Origin of the sequence: Micromonospora sp. URMC 106 (assembly GCF_051386395.1) — a bacterium.
Taxonomy (GTDB): Bacteria; Actinomycetota; Actinomycetes; order Mycobacteriales; family Micromonosporaceae; genus Micromonospora.
In genome coordinates this window covers 14979-34752 of the sequence record NZ_JBPQTP010000001.1, presented here as the reverse complement: position 1 = coordinate 34752, position 19774 = coordinate 14979, and the positions used below count along the sequence as shown (strand labels likewise).

General features: G+C 76.7%; 5 protein-coding genes. All 5 read left to right on the top strand.

Annotated elements, in window-relative coordinates; genetic code table 11:
• The first annotated feature begins 618 nt into the window (after positions 1-618).
• The 5 genes from ACSNOB_RS00070 to ACSNOB_RS00050 are packed head-to-tail and all read left to right on the top strand — an operon-like array spanning position 619 to position 19761.
• Positions 619-4983, top strand: a complete 4365-nt coding sequence (locus ACSNOB_RS00070) for a peptidoglycan-binding protein (RefSeq protein ID WP_436684346.1) — start codon at positions 619-621, stop codon at positions 4981-4983.
• 55 nt (positions 4984-5038) lie between these two features.
• Positions 5039-8605, top strand: coding sequence for a DUF6603 domain-containing protein (locus tag ACSNOB_RS00065; RefSeq protein WP_436684345.1), 3567 nt, complete (start codon positions 5039-5041; stop codon positions 8603-8605).
• 1 nt (position 8606) lies between these two features.
• Complete coding sequence (locus tag ACSNOB_RS00060; protein ID WP_436684343.1) at positions 8607-13409, top strand: hypothetical protein; 4803 nt, start codon at positions 8607-8609, stop codon at positions 13407-13409.
• Complete coding sequence (locus tag ACSNOB_RS00055) at positions 13409-17926, top strand: hypothetical protein (protein WP_436684342.1); 4518 nt, start codon at positions 13409-13411, stop codon at positions 17924-17926. The genes ACSNOB_RS00060 and ACSNOB_RS00055 overlap by 1 nt, the downstream gene beginning before the upstream one ends.
• The gene (locus ACSNOB_RS00050) at positions 17923-19761 is read left to right on the top strand and encodes a hypothetical protein (protein WP_436684340.1); all 1839 of its coding nucleotides are present in this window, start codon (positions 17923-17925) and stop codon (positions 19759-19761) included. The genes ACSNOB_RS00055 and ACSNOB_RS00050 overlap by 4 nt, the downstream gene beginning before the upstream one ends.
• The last annotated feature ends 13 nt before the right edge of the window (positions 19762-19774 follow it).

Genomic DNA, 19774 nt, shown 5'->3' with positions numbered 1-19774 from the left:
AGCGTCCGCGACCCGGCGGGTCGGGCGCGACCGACGGAACCCGGCGCCGTCTCGGCTGGACGGGCAGCGGTTGTCGTGCGGACGGCCGAAAGATCCGGCCCCCGTGTCCCGGCCGCCCGGGACAGCGGACCCTGTCGCTGGTACGCCCCGGGCCGACAGACTCTGCGGCGAGGTGACCGGCGGGCCCGCCGGAACCGTTGCGCCGCAACGCTGTCGGCCCGGCCACGCGCTCACGCCGTGCCGCGTGGACGTGGTCGGTCACCCGACATCCGGATCCGCGACCTCGTGCCGACATCGACGCGCGCGGTGGCCGTCCACACGGGGAGGGGAAGGTATGCGACCAGATGCGCACCCGGCCCGGCGCAGCCGGCGTTACCGCGCCGTCGAGCCCGGGAGCAAGCCGGCGTCGGGTCTCCGTCAGCGGATCGGCCTGAGTGGACAGCCGGCCCGCCCGGTCGGCCCGCCCCGACCGCCGTCGATCCGATGGTTGTCGAACGCCGAGGTGGATCTTCCGCTCCGTTGCGCGGTAGGCGCGGCAGGGCCCGGTGACTTCAATCGTCGTAGACACCGCGCGACTTCCACCGTCCCGTCGCTCGGCCCCGGTCGAAGGGATGTGCGATGACGGCTCCGTCCGAACTGCCACTGGTCCTCTGCGGTCCCGTCGTACGCCGCGTGGACCCGACGAGCGTCACCGTGTTCGTCGCGCTGCGCGCGGAGTGCACGGTGACGCTGAGCGTGTTCGCGGTGGGCGCGGCTCCCGGATTCGCGCGCGGCGCCACGGTCGGCGCCGCCAGCCGCGCGACGGTGCGCCTCGGCGACCGGCTGCACGTCGTCGCGGTCACCGCGAGCGGCGTCACCCTGCAACCAGGCACGCTCTACGGCTACGACCTGGCATTCTCCGGCGGTTCGACGGCCGGCAGCCTGTTCGACCCCGGCGTGGTGGGCCTCGACGCGGCGGCCGCGCGGGCGGCGTTGACGTACGCGGGACACCCGCAGGCGCCGGCCGCCGTGCCCGCGTTCCCGACCTTCGCCACCCCGCCGGGCGACCCGAACCGGCTGCGGATCTTCCACGGGTCGTGCCGCAAGCCGCACGGCGAGGGCGTCGACGCCTTCCCCGCGGTGGACCCCGTCATCGCCGCCTCCGTGGGCGACCCGAACCTGCGCCCGCACCAGCTGGTGCTCGGCGGTGACCAGATCTACGCCGACGACGTGGCCGACCCGCTGCTCGCGTTGATCCACGGCCACGACGCGCTGCCGCCGAACGGCAACGACCCGGCGGTGCCCGCGTACGTCGGGCTGGCCGCGCGGCTGGGGCTGGCCGCGGAGGTGCTGCCGGTCGGCACGACGGCCCCGCCGACGGACGCGATGTACGCGCCGGGCAGGCGCGCCGCGGTGATGGCCCAGGACGCGAAGTTCACCTCCGGCGAGGCGGACAGCCACCTGATGTCGCTGCGCGAGTACCTGTGCATGTACCTGCTGGTCTGGTCGGACGTGCTGTGGCCGGCGCACTTCCCGCGGTTCGAGCACGTGCTGCCGGCGGACACCCGGATCCTGAAGGACCCGCAGGGCCACGAGCCCGGCGCGACGGTCTACGACCAGCTGCTGGCCGGGCGGGAGTACACGCCCACCACGCAGCAGAAGGAGATCGTCGAGCGGTTCCAGCGGTGGCAGCGGCAGGCCATCGCCGTGCGGGGGTTCCGGCTCGGCCTGCCGGCGGTGCGCCGGCAGCTGGCGAACGTGCCGACGTACATGGTGGCCGACGACCACGAGGTCACCGACGACTGGAACATGACCAGCACCTGGGTGACCGACGCCGTGGTGAACGCCCCGCTCGGGCGGCGGGTGGTACGCAACGGGATGGCCGCGTTCGCCGTCTTCCAGGCGTGGGGCAACACCCCGGACCGGTTCGCCGAGACGGGTGCCGCCGGGGAGCCGGGTCGGGCGGCGCTGGCCGCGCTGCGCGGGTGGCTGGCAGCCCCGAACGACGCCGACGACGTGGCGCTGCGTACCCGCCTCGGGTTGCCCACGGCGGTCACCGCCCAGGGCCGGCTCGCCCGGCCGGCGGGCGCGCTGACCTACCACTGGAGCGTCACCTGGCCGCGCTACCAGCTACTCGGGCTGGACACCCGCACCTGGCGGCAGTACCCGGCCGGGGCGGGCAACCCGGGCGGCCTGCTCCACGACGACCAGCCGCTCAACGACATGATCGCCGGCAACGTGCTCGGCGACGACGCGGTCACCGTCGTCGCCCAACCGGTCGCCCTGTTCGGCGTGCCCGTCCTGGAGCAGCTCGCGCAACCCGTCGCGAGGGCGTTCGCCGGCCGGTACGGGGCGGACGCGGAGGACGCGTGGGTGACCAGCGACGCGGCGCTGCACAAGTTCCTCGGCCGGCTCTTCGCCGCCGCGCCGCCCGGCGCCGACGGCGTCCGGCGCCGCCGGGTGGTCATGCTCGGCGGCGACATCCACTTCGGCTCCGCCGAACGGATTCGCTACTCCGCCACCCTGCCGTACGCCTGCGGACCCGACCCGGCGAAGCCGTTCGAGGGGGTCAACCGCACCGAGGGGGTGCTGGCCGGCTTCGTCTCCAGCGGCTTGCGCAACGAGAACGACGAGACCCGCGTCCTGCACGACCTGGGGTACGTGCCGCTGCTCGACGGCACCGGGCGCATCGACCTGGTCGGGTGGGCCAACGAGCTGCCCGGCAAGGAGGGCCAGCGGACGCAGGCCGGCGTGCAGGTGACCCTGGCCGCCGACGACGTGACCGGCTGGTGGGTGTCCGGGCGGCCCGCCGTCGGCGACGTCGACGGGTTGAAGCTGCTGACCCGGCCGCCGGAGTGGAACGTGCACGTGCAGTTCGTCCGCCACGACGAGGCGGACCCGCGGGTGCACCGCGACGGCACGCCGGAGCCGGTGGTGGACCCGGCCGGCCTGCCGCGCGCAGCGGCGCTCGCGCAGTACCTGGCGGCGGCCCGGAACCTGGACGGCTACAAGGGCTCCTGGGGCAACGGCAAGGAGATCGTCGGCCACAACAACCTCGGCGAGATCACGTTCGACTGGCGGGACGGGGAGTGCAAGTCGGCGACGCAGCGACTGTGGTGGCACCTGCCCAGCGAGAACCGGGCGGCCGCCCTGACCACGTTCACCGTCGACCTGTCCTACGGCTGCTCGCTGACCGTCACCGGGCCGTACGGGGGCTGGGTGCTGCGCGCCGACGACCGGGACGCCACGGCGACGACGAAGGCCCGCTACGACGGCGCCGAGCGGCCCGCGTCGCTGGTCACCGACCAGTGGGTACGCCGGCTCCAGCAGGACCTGGCGACGTTGGGGTTCCTGGCGCCGGACGCGGTCGACGGGGCGTACGGCATGGTCACCTACTGGGCGGTGCTGGAGTTCCAGACGTACGCCCGCCGCGAACGGGCGGCGGTCGAGCCGGCCGGCGCCACCGCCCCCCGCTACTCCGACCGGCTGCAACCGGTGGACGTGCCGGAGGCCGAGCGGTACCTGGGCCCGGTCAGCGGGATGGCGGATCTCGCCACCCAGGTGGCGATCAAGCGGTGGCTGGACAAGCGGTGGCGCAGCCCCGTCGTGGTCGAGGCGTGGCAGGTGGCCGGCGACGCGCCGCAACGGCTGGACAAGCCGAACGTGTGGAACTTCGACGAGGTCACCGCCGCCGACCGGCGGGTCTACTCGCGGGTGGTCACCGGCCGGCCGGCCGGCGCGGGCCGCGCGCCCGAGGGACACCCGGAGCTGATCCGGCTGGGCGCCTACCGGGCGCACCCACCCGCGGCCGAGTGGAGCGGACCGGTCCTCGACGCCGAGTCGGAGCTGCTGCCCGAGGCGGTGCTGCCCCGCCCGCAGGGACACGGCACCGGCCCGTCGCTGGCCGCGCTCGTCGCGGCGATCGGCGCCGGCGGGGACGCCGGCGCCCGCGCCGCCCGACAGCTGTCCACCTTCAAGGTGCTGCGGGCCGTCGCCGAGAACCGGGTACCGGACGCCGCCGGCGGCTACCTCGACGCGGTCGCCGCCGACGACCCGGCCGTGATCCGGTTCGGCCCGTTCGGCTGGCGGGCGCACGGGCCGCTGCCCGCGCCGACGAGCGTGCCCACCCACCTGGACCTGCGCTCCGAGCCGGGCGAGATGTGGGCGTACCTGGCGTTCCTGCGCGCCACCGACCGGGACGCCTACGACGCGCTGGGCGGGCACGCCGGGGTCGCCGCCGTCCCCGGGTGGGGACGCGACGGCGGCGGGCTGCTCGCCGCCGACCTGCGGGTGCTGCGGGCCCGCCCGGCGCGCAGCGACGCGGCCGGCGCCGCCCGCGAGGGCATCAGCACCACGCTGGAGCTGCTGGGGCTGCGCTCCTGGCACTGGATGCACCGCTACGCGCTGGCGCTGCGCGGCGACGACGGCGTCCGCCGCGGCACGTGGACGTTCGCCCGGCAGCGGCTGCACGACCTGCTCGCCACCGACTGGGACTCCCCCGACCCGGAGGCCGCCGCCACCGTGGCGAACGTGCCCGGCGCGGACGGCAACCCACGGCGGGCCCGCGTCGGCGACGTGTTCACCTCCGAGCGGGCGGTGGCGCTGCTCGCCTGCTGGCAGCAGCACCGGGCGCACCAGCTCGTCGCGGTGGGCCCGCCGGCCTCGACCGCCGAGAAGCCGGAGTTCCGCGGCCGGGCGCGCGCCGCCACGCAGCTGCACCTGGTGCTGACCAAGGCCCGGGAGCTGGGAGCCGACTTCGGCGGGCCGCCCACCGGCTGGGCCGACGCGCACGAGACCGCGTTGATCACCGCCATCGGCCAGGTCGTCGCCGGCGACGCCGAGGTCGCCACCGCGCTCACCCGGCTCGCCACCTGGCCGGCCTGGCCCACGGGACGGCACTACACCCTGCCGCTCGACGCGCTGCCCGCCGCCGACCGGGGCCTGTCGGCGGCCCGGGGATCGCTGCGGCTGGATCTCGACGGCCTGCCGAGGGTGACCGCGTGACCAGCACAGCACCGACGGCGGGCCGCCGGCGCCGACACGAGGGACGGGATGGACGATGAGCGACGCCAAGAACGCGCTGGCACTGCTGTGGAACGAGATCCGGCTGCTGGCCGAGCCGGTGCTGGGCGCGTACGACCCGTGGCGGCGGGCCCGGCTGCTGCGCGCCCTGGGCTGGGACCTGGAGGCGGTCAGCGGGTTCGACGCCGCCCGCTTCGAGGACTGGGTCAAGACCGTCGAGCCGGCGCTGGACGCGCTGACGGCCGCGACGTCCGAGGCCCGGTTCGACAGCCTGGCGGCGGTGCAGAAGCTCGGCAAGGCCGCCGGTGACGCGGTCGGCAAGATCGGCGCGTTGCCCCCGACGCTGCAGTTGCAGCTGCCGGACGTGGCCGGCCTGCCCGAGGAGCTCGCCGACGACCTGCTCGACCTGCTGGTGCTGACCTACCTGCTGCGCCGGGCGCCGTGGACGCTGCCCGTGCTGGATCTGCTCGGCCTCGTCACCCCCGCCGTCGAGGCGGCGCCCAGCGCGCCGATGCCGCCGGGCGACGCCCCGATCCGGTTGCCCCGCCGCCGCGACGAGCTGCACCTGGAGCGCGTCGTCGACCTCGTCGCCGACCCCGCCGCCTACTTCCGCGGCCTGTACGCACCGGCCGGCTGGGACACCCCGGAGGGCGTCGCCGAGCTGTCCGCCCGGCTGCTGCCGCGACTGGCCCGGGCGCTGCGGTCCCTCGGTGTCGACGCCGACCAGGGCGTACGCCCCGACGTCGGCCCCGACCAGGGCGAGGTGGGTCGGCGGCTGGCCGACAGCCTGCTGCGGCTGCGGTTCACCGGGCTGCGCACCCCCGGCGGCGAGCCGCCACCCGCCGGGGGCGCGCCGTGGCAGCCCACCTTCGGCCTCGGCGTCACCCTCGGCCTGGCGAGCTGGGACGGCCGGCTCACGGTGATCCTCGCGCCGACCGGCGAGGCACACCTGGAGGGGGCGATCGGCGCGTGGAACGTCGCCACCGACCTCAGCGGCGCCGGCCCCGCCATCGCCGTCAACGCCGACGGGGTCACGTTCAGCGACGCCGCGTCGGCGGTGAAGTGGGCCGCCGAGATCGCCCGGATCGCGCCCGCCGGCGAACCCGGCTGGATCATCGGCGCGCCGCAGGGCACCCACCTCGCCGTCGGGCAGCTCGTCGTCACCGGCCGCGCCAGCCTCGGCGCCGGCCGCGACGACGTCGAGCTGGGCGTGCGGGCCGGCCGCGCCGAACTGGTCGTCCGGGCCGGCGACGGCGACGGGCTGCTGGGCAGGCTGCTGCCCGCCGACGGACTGCGGCTCGGCTTCGACCTCGGCGCCGCCTGGTCGATGCGGACCGGCCTGCACCTGGCCGGGGCCGCCGCGCTGACCGCCGAGTTCCCGGTGCACCTGTCCTGGCACGGCATCGGCGTCGAGGGGCTGCGGATCGCGCTGGCGGCCTCCACCGGGTCCCGCGCGGTCAGCCTGCTGATCACCACCACCGTGCGGGCCACCCTGGGGCCGCTGCACGTCACCGTGCAGAACATCGGCGTCCGCGCCGACCTCACCTTCCCGCCGGCGCTGCCGGCCGGCGGCGCCGACGCCGCCCGCGGCGGCAACCTCGGCGTGGCGAACCTGGAGCCCGGCTTCAAGGCCCCCGACGGGATCGCGCTGCGGATGGAGAACGGCTTCGTCTCCGGCGGTGGGTACCTGTTCGTCGACGAACCCCGCGGCATGTACGCCGGCGCCCTGCAGCTCGGCCTCACCTCGAACGCGCCGTTCACCCCGATCAAGGGGTTCCGGATCCAGGCCACCGCCATCGTCAACACCCGCAACCCGGACGGCACCCGGCTCACCGAGGCCGACGGCGGGCACACCTTCTCCCTGCTGCTCGCCGGAACGTACGAGTGGTTCCCCGGCCTGATGCTGTTCTGGGGCATCTCCATCACCGGCCTGGGTCTGGTCGTCGGGCACAACCGGCGCACCAACCCGGAGGAGTTCCGCAACGCCGCCCGCGCCGGCACCCTCGACACGCTGCTGTTCCCGCAGGACCCCCTCGGCAACGCGCCCGCCGTCATCGCCACCCTCAGCCGGCTCTTCCCGGTCGACACCACCGGCACCGTCCTCGGCGCGATGGTGCGGCTGAACTTCCTCAACGGGCAGGTCGTCGCCGACCTGGGCGTGCTCGTCGAGTTCCCCGACCCGGTGCGCGTCCTGCTGGCCGGCAAGCTGGTCATCGACTTCAAGACCGCCGGCAAGTTCCGGCTGGACTCCTTCGGCATGGTCGACTTCGCCAGCCGCGAGATCACCCTCGACGCCGCGCTGATCGACTCGAAACTGTTCGGCCGGCCGGTCTCCGGCGAGATGGCGCTGCGGGCCCGCTGGGGCTCCGGCAGCACCTTCGCCATCTCGATCGGCGGCTTCCACCCCCGCTACACACCCCCGCCCGGCTTCCCGCCGACGATGAAGCGGTTCTCCATCCAACTGCGCAAGAACGCCAAGGACATCAACCTGGAGGCGTACCTCGCGGTCACCACCAACACCGCCCAGTTCGGCGCCGCGCTGACCCTGAAGTTCGAAGGCGGCGGATTCCTCATCGAGGGCCGCGCCTGGCTCGACGTGATGTTCCAGTTCAAGCCGTTCTGGTTCACCGCCGAGTTGGGCGCCACCGTGTCGTTGAAGTTCCGCGGCACGGAACTGCTGGCGGTGAACCTGAAGATCGGCATCTCCGGCCCGCACCCGTGGCGGGCCTGGGGCGAGGCCCGGATCAAGTTCCTGTTCTGGGAGGCGTCGGCCAAGTTCACCTGGACCGACGGGGACACCACGGATCCCCACGAACCCACCTACCTCAACGCCGCCGGCATGCTGCGGGAGGCGCTGTCCACCCCGCAGGCGTGGGAGGTCCGGCCCGCCATCGGCGCCGGCGAGCCGGTGACCCTGCGCGACCTGACCGGCTGGACCGGGCCGATGCTGCTGCAACCCGGCGCGCACCTGTCGGTGCGGGAGAACGTGCTGCCGCTGGACACCGACCTACAACGCATCGGCACGTCCCGGATCAGCGGACCGAACCGGTTCACGCTGACCGGGGTGCGCGTCGGCACCGGCGACGACGCCCTGGCCGGCAGCCTCGGCGACACGGTGGAGGACGACTTCGCGCCCGGGCAGTTCCGCGACCTGTCCCCCGTCGAGCAGCTCACCACCCCGGGCTTCGTGCGGCTCGCCGCCGGGCGGAGAGTCGCGCTGCCGGAGGGCACCACCCTGCCGCCGGCCGACCTGACCACCTTCGCCGAGCTGGCCGGCGACGCCGCGTACGACCGGATCGTCATCGACGACCCCGACGCCGCCGGCCGGCCCCTGCCCGCCCAGCCGGCCACGGCGCGGCTGGCCGCCCCCGGCGGCGACCTGCTGGCCCGCTTCGCCGCCACCGCCCCGGCCGCGTACGCGGGCCGCCGCGCCCGCTTCACCGGCCCCACCCCGGACCTGGCCGCCACCGCGTCGGCCGCCCGCGCCCGGCGCGCCAGCGTGCCGGCGCAGCGGCGCGCGGACGCCGCGCCGGCCGCGCCGCGCCGCCCCCGCGTCCGGGTGCCCCAACCGAGGATCACGCCCGTCGAGCTGGAGGTCTGCTGACATGGGTGGCCTGCGTTTCCTGCCCTGGGTCCGCGACGGCGTCGCCCGCGTGGTCGCCCACACCGACACGCTCAGCGGCGCCCTGCCCCGCCCCCGCGCCGAGGTGACCCTCAGCGTCGCCGCGCTCGGCACCGACACCGCCACCGGCGACACCGAACAGATCGCCGGAACCACGACCGCGCTGCTGCACGGCCCGGGCGACGTCGTCGGCGTGGACCCGCAGGAGATCATCCGCAGTCACCCGGCGCCCGGCGCGGAGAACGTCGAGGTGTCCCTGTTGGCCGCGGTGGAATTCGACAGCCCCGACCTGCCGTGGCTCTACACCCCCGCCCGGCCCGACGCCGACGGCGCGCTGCGCCCGTGGCTGGTCCTCGTGGTGGTGCCGGCCGGCGCCGACGGCGCGGAGCTGCGCACCGAACCCGGCCAGGCCCTGCCCCGGCTGGCCACCACGGTGCGGCACCTGCCGGTGCTGGCCGACTCGTGGGCGTGGGCGCACGCCCAGGTGCTGGTCACCGACGACGACGAGGACCTCGCCGAGGTCATCGCCTCCGCCCCGGAGCGCACCCTGTCGCGGCTGCTGTGCCCCCGCCGGCTCGCCGCCGGCACCGACTACGTCGCCGCCGTGGTGCCCGCCTTCGCCGCCGGGGTCCGCGCCGGCCTCGGCCAGAGCGTCGACGACACCGGCCCGCTCGCCCCCGCCTGGGGTCCCGACTCGCCGCATCCCGGCCCGGACGACGCGGTGCTACTGCCCGTCTACCACCACTGGACGTTCCGGACCGGCCCGGACGGGGACTTCGAGTCGTTGGCCCGCCGGCTGCGGTCCCGGGTCCTGCCCGACGACGTGGGCCGGCAACCGGTCGACATCGCCGCTCCCGGCGGCGGCCTGCCGCACAGCGACGACGAGGGTGTCGAGGGCCGGTCGGTGCTCGGCTTCGAGGGCGCCCTGGCCGCCCCCGGCATGACCCCGACCGTCTGGGCCGACGACGTCCGCCAGGCCTGGCAGGACGCGCTCACCGACCTGCTGCGCCACGCCGACGACCGGCTCACCCCGCCGCTGTACGGCAACATCCACAGCCAGCAGGGGCAGGTTCCCGCCCCCGGCGCCGAACCGCGCTGGCTGGCCGGGCTCAACCTCGACCCCCGCTACCGGGCCGCCGCCGCCCTCGGCACGCAGGTGGTGCAACGCCACCAGGAGGACCTGGCCGCCGCCGCCTGGGAACGGGCCGCCGAACTGCGCGAGGCCAACGAGCAACTGCGCCGTGGCCAGGCCGCCCGGGATACCGCCACCGCCCTGTTCAGCCGCCGGGTCGACCCCGCCTCCCCCGGCACGCCCCTCGGCGACGATCAGCTCGTGGCCCTGACCCAGCCGGTGCACGACCTCGTCGAGCCGGGGCCCACCGCCCGCTCCGCCGCCGCCGGTGACCCGCTGGACCGGCAGCTGGACGGCAACCCGGGCGCCCGCGCCGCCACCACCGCGCCGCTGCGCCGGCTGCTGCGACCCCGCGGGCCCCTCGCCCGCCGGGTCGACCCCGACGGCGGGCCGGCCGCGCTGGCCCGGCTGGCCGGCGGCACCAGCCCGGTGCCCGCCGCGAAGGTGCCCGCGGGCGGCAAGGTGCTGGACACGCTGGTCACCGACGGGCGCGGGCTCGGCTCGCTGACCCGCGCCGTCATCGAACAGGCCGCCCAGAACCCGTGGTGGCACACGACCACCACCACCGCCGCCACCGCGGCGGGCACGAAGGCCCTGGCGCTCGACGAGCCGGTCACCAGCGTGGCCACCAACGGCGGCGACCTGTTGAACGGCGACCGCTTCTTCGTCGGCGCCGCCGACGGGCGACTGTTCGAGCGCCGCCGCATCGGCGACGAGTGGGTGTGGCGCGACCACGGCCTCCCGCCGGGCACCGCCGTGGCCACCTCCGGTGCCACCGTCGCGCCCCACCGGGTGTTCGTGCGCACCCGCGACAGCCGCCTGTTCGAGCGGCGCTGGGACGGCGACCGGTGGGTGTGGCGCGACTGCGGCGCGCCGCCGCTCGGGGTGCGCAGCCGACCGGCGGCCGGCGGCAACCTGATCTACCTGCTCGGCGGTGACGGCAACCTGCACCGCTACGACCCCGCGACCGGGTCGTGGGCGTCGCTGGGAGCGCCGGCGATGTGGTCCACCGAGCGGCTCTGGGGGACCCCGCGCCCGACCGGGTCGGCCGTGCTGGTCGCCACCAGCCACAACCGGCTGTTCGTCCACGGTGGGCAGTGGAGCCAGGTCGGCAACGACGCCATCCCGCCGGTGTGGGGCTCCCCCGCCAGCCTGCACCCGTCCGCGTACGGGTCCCGGTTCTCCTACCTGACGCCGGACGGCTGGCTGGTCTCCCAGCTGCCCGACGGGTCCCTCTACCGGCACGACGCCGCCCCCGAGGGGCGCCGGCTCGTCTCGCTCGGGCAGCAGGCGGCGCAGATCGGCGAGGACGACGGCATGTCGATCATCGCCCTCGGCGCGACCGACGCCGACCCGGCCGACCTGCGCCTGATGCGCCGCTACCGCTGGTACCACGACGGGCACGAGCGGGAGTACTGGGGCTGGGGCGTGATCGGGACGGTGCCGGACGGCGGCCTGGGCCGGCACCGTCCCGGCCCGGTGCTCGGCGCGTTCCGCAGCGGCGAGATCTTTGCCGTCACCGCCGACGGCCGGCTCACCTCCTGGCCCTGGGGTTACTCGGGCGACTGGATCGACCACGGCCTGCCGGCCGACCCGCGCGGCGCCGGCTTCGACACGGCGCTTCCCCCGCCGCACCTGCGGTTCGCCCCCCGGGTGGGGCTGCTCGCCTCGCTGCTGTTCGGCCACACCGCCAGGACGGGCACCGCCCGGCGCACCCGACTGCAGGTGGCGCACAACGTGGGCGACGACGGGGCGGTGCAGGAGAGCGCCCTGACCGCGCCCGTGGACGGGCCGGTCGCGCCGGCGGCGGTGCGCGCCGCCGCCACCACGATCGGCCGCCTGCAGCCGTCCGACCGGCCGGCGATGGTCACCGCCTTCCTGGCATCCGGACCGGACGGCACCTGCCGGATCAGCTACTGGGTCGGCGGGGACGTCACCGCCGACGGCGCGGCGGCCGGCGGCTGGACCGGCCCGTACGAGCTGCCCGACCCGGTCAACGGCGACGCCGCCGGACTCGACGTCGTCCTGGCCGACCTCGACGGCGACGACCAGCTCGAACTCGTCGTCGCGTACGGGGTGAGCCGCCCCGGCGGCAGCGACAACCGGGTGTACTACCGGGTCGGTTGGGGCCTGGACGCCACCGGCAGGGCCACCCGTGGGTGGAGCGACTCCCAGCCCACCCCACAGAAGCTCGACACCATCTCCGCCGTCGGCGTGGACGTGGTCGACATGACCGGCGACCAGAGGCCGGACCTGGTCGTGTTCGCGGCCGGCACGGCCGGCGGCAACCCGGTGGCCCGCTACCGCACCGGCGTCGGGCTCAACCGCCGGGGCCGGGTCGTCAGCGGCTGGAACCACGAGCACGCGGTGCCCGACGAGGCGGCGGTCGCCGGCGCGGCCGGCGCGGGCATCGCCGTGGCCGACGTGACCGGCACCCGCCGCCCCGACCTGATCGTCGCCCGGCGCAGCGGCGCGACCATCACCTACCGCGCCGCCTTCGACCTCGACCCGGGTGGCGTCCCGGTCAGTTGGAGCCCCGCCGTCACCGTCACCGGGGCCGCCGACGCCGACAACGCCCACGGTTGCTCGGTCACCATCGCCGACCTGCGGGCCGACCTCGTGGCCGACCGGGCCCGGATGGGCGACGACTTCATGGCCGCGGCCGCGGCGCACCAGGGCCGGCTCGCCCCGGCGCAGTCGCTGGCCCGCGACCACCGGCCCGCGCCGGTCGACCTCGCCACCGCGGCGGCGGCCGTACGCGACACCGTCCGCCCGGAGACCGCGGTGGCCGGGGAGGTGCTGGCCGGGCTGACCCTCGGCGAGGGCGACCTGGTCGACGCCCTGCCCGACAGCGGCGACCCGCTGCGGCGGCTGCTCGCCGGGGTCACCTTCACCGTCCCCGCGTACGAGCTGCTGCGCGGGCTCTCCCAGGAGCACGTGGTGCCGAACCTGCCGGCCGTGGCGCCGGAGACCATGACCGCGCTGGCCGCCAACCCCCGCTTCATCGAGGCGTTCCTGGTCGGGCTGAACCACGAGATGAGCCGGGAGATGCTGTGGCGGGAGTTCCCCGCCGACCCGCGGCAGACCTGGTTCCGGCAGTTCTGGGACGTCCGCGGCGCCGCCTCGGCCGGCGCCCCGCTGACCGACATCCCGCCGTTGACCGATCCCGCGTGGCGCAACGGGCCGCTGGGCAGCCACCTCACCGCCGTCGGCGCCCCCGGCGAGCAGTCGCTGGTGCTGGTCGTCCGGGGTGAGCTGCTGCGCCGCTACCCCTCCACCATCGTCACCATGCGCCAGGCAGCGTGGACCGGCCCCGAGCAGCGGGAACCCACCGGGCCGGACGTGCTGCCCATCTTCCGCGCGTGGCTCTCCCCCGACCTGCTGCTGTTCGGCTTCCCGTTCACCGCCGAGGTCGCCCGGGGCGCCCCCCGGCAGGCCGCCGGCGCCCCCGGCCACTTCTTCCTGCTGCGCGAGCAGCCCGCCGCGCCCCGCTTCGGCGTCGACCTCACCGGCGACCCGCCGCCCCCGGACGCGGTGGTCTTCGCCGCGCGGCACGGCCGCAACGCCGCCGACACCGCCTTGTCCGTGCTGCAACGCCCCGTCCTGCTCGCCCGCCACGCCAGCGACCTGCTACCGAGCCCGGAGAACCAGTGATGACCACCTCGCCGTACGCCGCGAACCGGCCGCCGCTGGCCACCGTGCTGACGCAGACCCCGTGGACGCTCTCCGCGCTCGCGCCCGCCGTCATGCTGCCGGTGCGCCTGGAGACCCGGTTCGCCGGCGCGACCCTGAGGATCCGCGTCTACCCCGACCAGATCCACGTCGACGACCACGAGCCGGGGCTCACCGCCGAGGAGATCGCCGCCGGCCGCAGGTACTGGGGCGAGGGGCGGCCGGGCGGTGTCACCGGCACACCCGACGAGGCGGCCTGGACCGACCTGGTCCGCCGCTTCGACGCGCCCCGCGCCACCTGGATCGCCCGGGTCATGGAACCGGTCGGCGGCGACTTCCCCGAGCTGGTTCCCCGGCCCGGCCCCTGGTGCGAACCGGCCCGGGCCCGGCTGCTGCCCACCTGCTGGTACGCCGTGGGCCGCACCGTCAGCGGCCGGCTGTTCACCGGCACCTCCAACCCCGTCACCCCGGACCTGCCCGTCGGTCCCACCCCCGTGCCGGCCGAGGAGGACGGCACCATCGACCAGGTGCCGGCCGAGGCGCCCCCGGTGGACGCCGGGATGCGCTGGACCGTCGACTTCGCCACCGCCGAGGCCGCCGGCATGGCCCTGACGGTCACCGTCCCCCTCGGCGGCGACGGGAAACCGGAGACGGTGGAACGGCTGCTGGTCTTCGGACTCGACGCCGCCGCCACGCCGGCCGCCTCCGCCAAGGCCCTCGCTCGCCTGCTGGAGGCGCACGCCGCGACCGACGGGCTGGCGTTCCTCGCCCCGGACACCCCCACCAACAACACCGCCGCCGCCACCCCGGCAGCGGTACCGACCACCGCCGCGCCGACCGCCGCCGACAGCGCCGCCGACGCCGAGGCGCCGGAGGCCGCCGCCGCGCTGGTCGCCGCCGCGCTCGGCGTGGCGCTGACCGCCGAGCCGGACGACGCGCTGACCGCCGCCCGGGGCAGGCCGACCCGCGCGGGCGCGCCGACCGCGCTCGCCCGCGGCGCCGGCGCGACCGTGGCCGACCGGCCCACCGGCCGGCTGGTCCGCCGGCTGCTCTGGCCGGCCAGCTTCGGCGCCCTGCTGCGGGACCTGCTGCCGGTGGCCACCCCCGCCGAACAGGCCGCGCTGCGCGACCACTTCGTCGCGCACGTGCACGCCGAAGGACCCCTGCCCACGCTGCGCGTCGGCCGCCAGCCGTACGGGCTGCTGCCGGTGGCCAGCCTGCGCGACTGGCGCCCGGCCGGCACCGGCGAGGCCCGGGCCGTCGGGCTGCTGAGCAGCCTGTGGCAGCGGGTGTGGCTGCCCTCGCCGGTGCCCCGGATCGTGCCCGGTCTCGCCGATCCGGAGCGCACCCTGCTGGACATCCTGGCCACCGACGCGCGGGTGCTGGAGGTACGCGCCCGCAGCATGCTCGGCAACGAGTACGTCAGCTGGCTGTGGCGCTTCGCCCGCCTCGGCCTCGGCGACGGCTGGCGCGAACAGCTCGTCGAACCGGCCCGGGCCCTGCTCTCCGCGCTCGGCCTGGGCGGCCCCACCGACCCGCGGCTGTCCCTGGCCGTGTTCGCCAAGGAGGCGTACGCCCTCGGCACGCCCCTGCTGGACGGGCCCGGGGAGCCCGACGCCGCCCGGATCGGGGCGTACCTCGACGCGCTGGCCGCCGTCGGTCTCAAGGGCGACGAGGTGCCGGCGCGTCCCTCCGACGGTCCGGTGCCGCTGTTCCACCGGCTGCTGCGCGCCGCCCTGATCGCCGAGCACTCCGCCGCCGCGCACGCGTTCGCCGCCGAGGCGTCCCTGCCCGCCGCGGCGGAGATCCCGGAGCCGGAACTGGTCGACATCCGCCCGCACGACAGCACGCGGGTGCTGCGCCGCCGCCTCGCCGTGCCCGTGCCCGGCGCCCCCGGCGAGACCGTCGGCAGCTACCTCGCCGGCCCTCAGCCCGACCCCCGCCACGTCCGGGCGACCACCGACCTGCGCGCCTTCCGCGCCGCGCTGGACGACCTGGCCGGACAGCTCGACGACGGGCTGTCCCCCGCCGACCTGCACCGGCACGTCGCCGGCACCCTCGGGCTGGCCACGCACCGGCTGGACGCCTGGGTCACCTCGCTGGCCACCCGCCGGCTGGCCCAGCTCACCGCCGGGCCGCCGCCCGGCGTGCACGTCGGCGGGTACGGCTGGCTGGTCGACCTGCGGCCGGCCGGGCCACCGCGCCTGGTGCCCCGCCCCGCCGACGTGCCCGAGACCGTGGCGCCGCCGACGCTGCCGGCCGCCCCGGAGGGCGCCGGGCACGTGCACGCCCCCTCGCCGGCGCAGGCGGTCACCACTGCGGTGCTGCGCAGCGCGTGGCGCTCCCACCAGGGCGGCGACAACCCCCTGGCCGTCGACCTCTCCTCCCGCCGGGTCCGCCTCGCCGAGCAGCTGCTGGACGGCGTCCGCGCCGGCCAGAGCCTCGGCGCGCTGCTCGGCTACCGCTTCGAGCGTGGCCTGCACGACCACCCGGACGGTCCGCTGGACCAGTTCCTGCCGACGTTCCGCCGGCTCGCGCCGGTGCGCGCCCACCGCGTCGACGCCGGCGACGACGCCACCACGGTCACGCCGACCGTGGAGTCGGCGGCGACCGTCGACGGGTTGGAGCTGCACCGGCTGCACCGGGCCGGGGCCGTCGAGACGCAGCTGAACGCGCTGCCCGGGGCGGCCCGGACCGCCGTGCGACAGGTCCTCGCCGACCTCGCCGACGCCACCGACGCGGTGGCCGACACCCTGCTCGCCGAGGGCGTGCACCAGCTCGCCCTGGGCGACATGAACCGGGCCGCGGCGGCCGTCGACGCGGCCTCCGGCGCCGCCACCAGCCCCCCGCAGTTGCACGTCACCCGCACCCCGGTCACCGGCGCGGCCCTCACCCACCGGGTGCTGCTGGTGGTCAACGTCGACGACCGGTGGCAGCGGCTGCGGCAGGACTGGCCGACGGCCCGCGCCCAGCACCCGCGCATCATGGTCGCCGCCACGGACGCACTCGCCTCCGTGCTGCTGCCGCCGTCGTGGCGGGTGTTCTGGCGCTACCGCTGGCACGCCCCGGACGGGGTCACCGCGACCCCCTGGCGGGACGCCAGCCTGGACCGCTTGCAGATCCCGGCGATCGACCTGCTCGCCGCCCCGCCGCATCCCGGCCGCCCCGACGACGCCGAACTGGACCGGCGCCTCACCCTCGTCGCGTGGGCGAAGCTGGTGCCCGCCGGGGTCGGTCCGGACTGGACGCTGGAGCTGGACTACGACCGCGACCCGGCCTGGCCGGCCGACAGGGTCGGCCTGGCCGAGTTCCTGCACGCCGTCAACGTGCTGCGGGACCTGGTCGGCCGGTCCCGGCCGGTCGTCGCCGCCGACCTCGGCCTGGAGCCCGACGCGCCCCCGGAGTTCGACAACGTGCTCAAGTCGCAGGCCGACGAGCAGTGGCACGCGGCGCGCGGCGCGGCGACGGCACTGCACGCCGTCCCCGGCGGGAACGGGCCGGGCTGGGACGAGACGGCGGTCCGTCAGCTGCTGGACACCGCCGCCGGCTTCGGCGTCGTCGGCGCGGTACCGCCCCCGCCGACGGCCGACAGCGCCCGCGCGGTCGCCGACGCGGCCCTGGTCGCCCGCGCGGAGCTGGACCGTCGGCTGGCCGCCCACTGCCGGGTCGTCGCCGAGCTGCACGACCGGACGCCCTGCCCGCCGGCGGCCTGCGCCTGCGACCCGGCGACCGACTTCGACCGCCCGTCGGCGCCCTCGGCGCGGCGGCGCGACGCCCAGATCGCCCGCGTCCGGGCGCTGCTCGGTGCCGACATGCCGGTCCTGACCCGCGCCACCGCGCCGCAGCCGGGGCAACTGGCCACCGCCCTCGCCGCCAGCGACGCGCTGCAGGGCGGCTCCCCGCACCCCGTACGCCGGTGGCTGTCCCGCTACGGCCGCGTCCGGCCCGCCGTGGGCCGGCTGCAGGAGGTGCTGACCACCGCGCAGGCCCTGGACGCCGGCGGCGTCGTGAAGCTGCCCGCCGCCGTGCGGGTGGCGCAGCTCCCCCACGCCCCCGGCGACCGCTGGGTGGGCGAGGCGCCACCGCGGGCCGACACCGAACCGGTGTCCCTGGTCGTCGTCGCTCCCGGCGGCATCGACGCGACCCGGCCGGTGCACGGCCTGCTGGTCGACGAGTGGACGGAGGTGGTGCCCGCCGGGCGGGTGCAGACCGGCGTCACCTTCGAGTACGACGCCCCCGGCGCCGCCGCCCCGCAGGCGGTCCTGCTGGGCCTCGCGCCCGAGGGCGCCGGCTCGTGGCAGCCGGCCACCCTCGCCCAGGTGCTGGAGGAGGCCCTCGACCTGGCCGTCGCCCGCGCCGTCGACGTCGACTCCCTCGGCGCCGCCGGGCACTTCCTGCCCGCCCTCTACTTCCCCACCAACGTCGCCGAGACCGCGACCACCACCGACTTCGTCCCCGACGCGACGCTGGCGCCGCAGGGCGGACAGGAGGGCCAGTGACCACCGTCGACCCCACCCAGACCGACACGCACACCCCGTCGGTCACCACCTGGACCCGCCTCGAACCGCGTACCCGGCGCGCCGACCTGGCCCCCGCCGTGGACGCCCGCGTCGCCGATCCCCTGTGGCTGCTGGCCCGGCAGTGGCAGCTCGGCGAGTTCACCGGCGAGGACACCGGGTCCCCGGTCAGCGCCCGCGTGCACGCCGAGATCGCCCCGTTCAGCCGCTACCGGCCCGGCACCGACTCCGGCAGCACCGTCGGGCTGCCCGCCGCCGTCCCGCTGGAGGCGGTGGTGGAGCGGGAGTCCGCCGCCACCGCCGGCGACCTGCGCTTCGCCGTGGAGAGCGGCCAGCACCTGCTGCGGTTGCTCGCCGACGCCGGCGCGGGCGAACTCGCCCCCCGGCTGTGCGCCCGGTATCCCGTCCCGGCCGTCCCGCCCGACGCCGCCTCGGCGGCGGACGCCGAGACGCGGGGCTACCTGCGCATCGCCGCCGGTCGCGCGCCGCACGGCGAGCTGGCGCTGCGCGCCTGCGCCGAGGGCCGGTTCGTCGCCGAGAACGAGGTGCCGTCCACGCTGGTCGGCGCGGTCACCGCCGCCGTCGACGAGTGGCTGGCCTGGCTGGGCGTGCCGCCCCGCCCCGCCGGCCCGCCGGACGGCTACCTGCTGCAACTGCCCGCCGTGCTGGCGCCGGAGGCGTCGAGGCCGCCCGCGCCGCCCTGGCCGCCGGCGGACTTCACCCCGCTGTTCAGCGCACCCGGCCAGGAGGGACCGGCGTGGCGGCGGGAACGGATGGAGTACGACTTCGCCGTCGCCGCCCACGGCTCCGAGGGCGAGCTGGTGCTCACCGCCCACGAGTACGACGGGGACCGCCTCGACTGGTACCACTTCGACCACGAACCCGGGGCGACCCTCGACGCCGCCCCGAAGGTCGAGGACGTCGTGAAGGTGCTGCTGCCCACCCCCGTCGCGTACGCCGGCATGCCGTCGACCCGGTTCTGGGAGTTGGAGGACGCCCAGGTCAACCTGGCCGGCATCGGCGCTGGCGCCGGGGACCTCGCCCGCATGTTCCTGGTCGAGTACGGCCTCGTCTACGCCAACGACCACTTCCTGGTGCCGCTGGAACTGCCCGTCGGGTCGGCCACCCGGATCCGCTCGATGATCGTCACCGACACGTTCGGCATCCAGACGCTGGTGCCGGCCGCGCCCGACGACACGGCGCTGTTCCGCCCGTCCGGGGCGACCGCCGGCGGGCCGGCCGACGTGCTGGTCCTGCCCGCCACGGCCGCCACCACCCTCGACTCCGAGCCGGTGGAGGAGGTCCGCCTCGGCCGCGACGAGATGGCGAACCTGGCCTGGGCCGTCGAGCGGACCGTCACCGGCGCCACCGGCCGCCCGATCGACCGCGGCGCACAGGTCGGCCGGGCGGCGCCGCCACCGCGACCGCCCGCCGCCGACACGGTGCCCATCCCGTCGTACGCCTTCGCCACCACCGTGCCGGAGAACTGGGTGCCGCTGGTTCCCGGGCCGACGCAGGGCCGGCCGGACGTCGTGCGGCTGCGCCGGCTCCCGCTGCAACAGCCGTCCCGGCAGGGCCCGCCGGTCGCGGTCACCGGTCACAGCCGCCTGCTCGACTGGCGCTGGCGCGGCGACGACCTGGTCGAGCTGGCCATCCCCGAGGAGGAGGTGCCGCGCGCCGGCGCCCGGCTGCTGCGCCAGTGGCAGTTGGCCCGGTGGACCGACGGCTCCGTGCACCTCTGGCTGGGCCGCGCCCGCCGCGCCGGCACGGGCGAGCTGTCCAGCGGCCTGCGCTACGACACCGTCCAACCGCGCTGAACGACCCCGCCCG

What these genes read in the sequence shown, in the direction of transcription:
- ACSNOB_RS00070 (WP_436684346.1), top strand. Translation starts at nt 619, where the DNA reads ATGACGGCTCCGTCCGAACTGCCACTGGTCCTCTGCGGTCCCGTCGTA.
- ACSNOB_RS00065 (WP_436684345.1), top strand. Translation starts at nt 5,039, where the DNA reads ATGAGCGACGCCAAGAACGCGCTGGCACTGCTGTGGAACGAGATCCGG.
- ACSNOB_RS00060 (WP_436684343.1), top strand. Translation starts at nt 8,607, where the DNA reads ATGGGTGGCCTGCGTTTCCTGCCCTGGGTCCGCGACGGCGTCGCCCGC.
- ACSNOB_RS00055 (WP_436684342.1), top strand. Translation starts at nt 13,409, where the DNA reads ATGACCACCTCGCCGTACGCCGCGAACCGGCCGCCGCTGGCCACCGTG.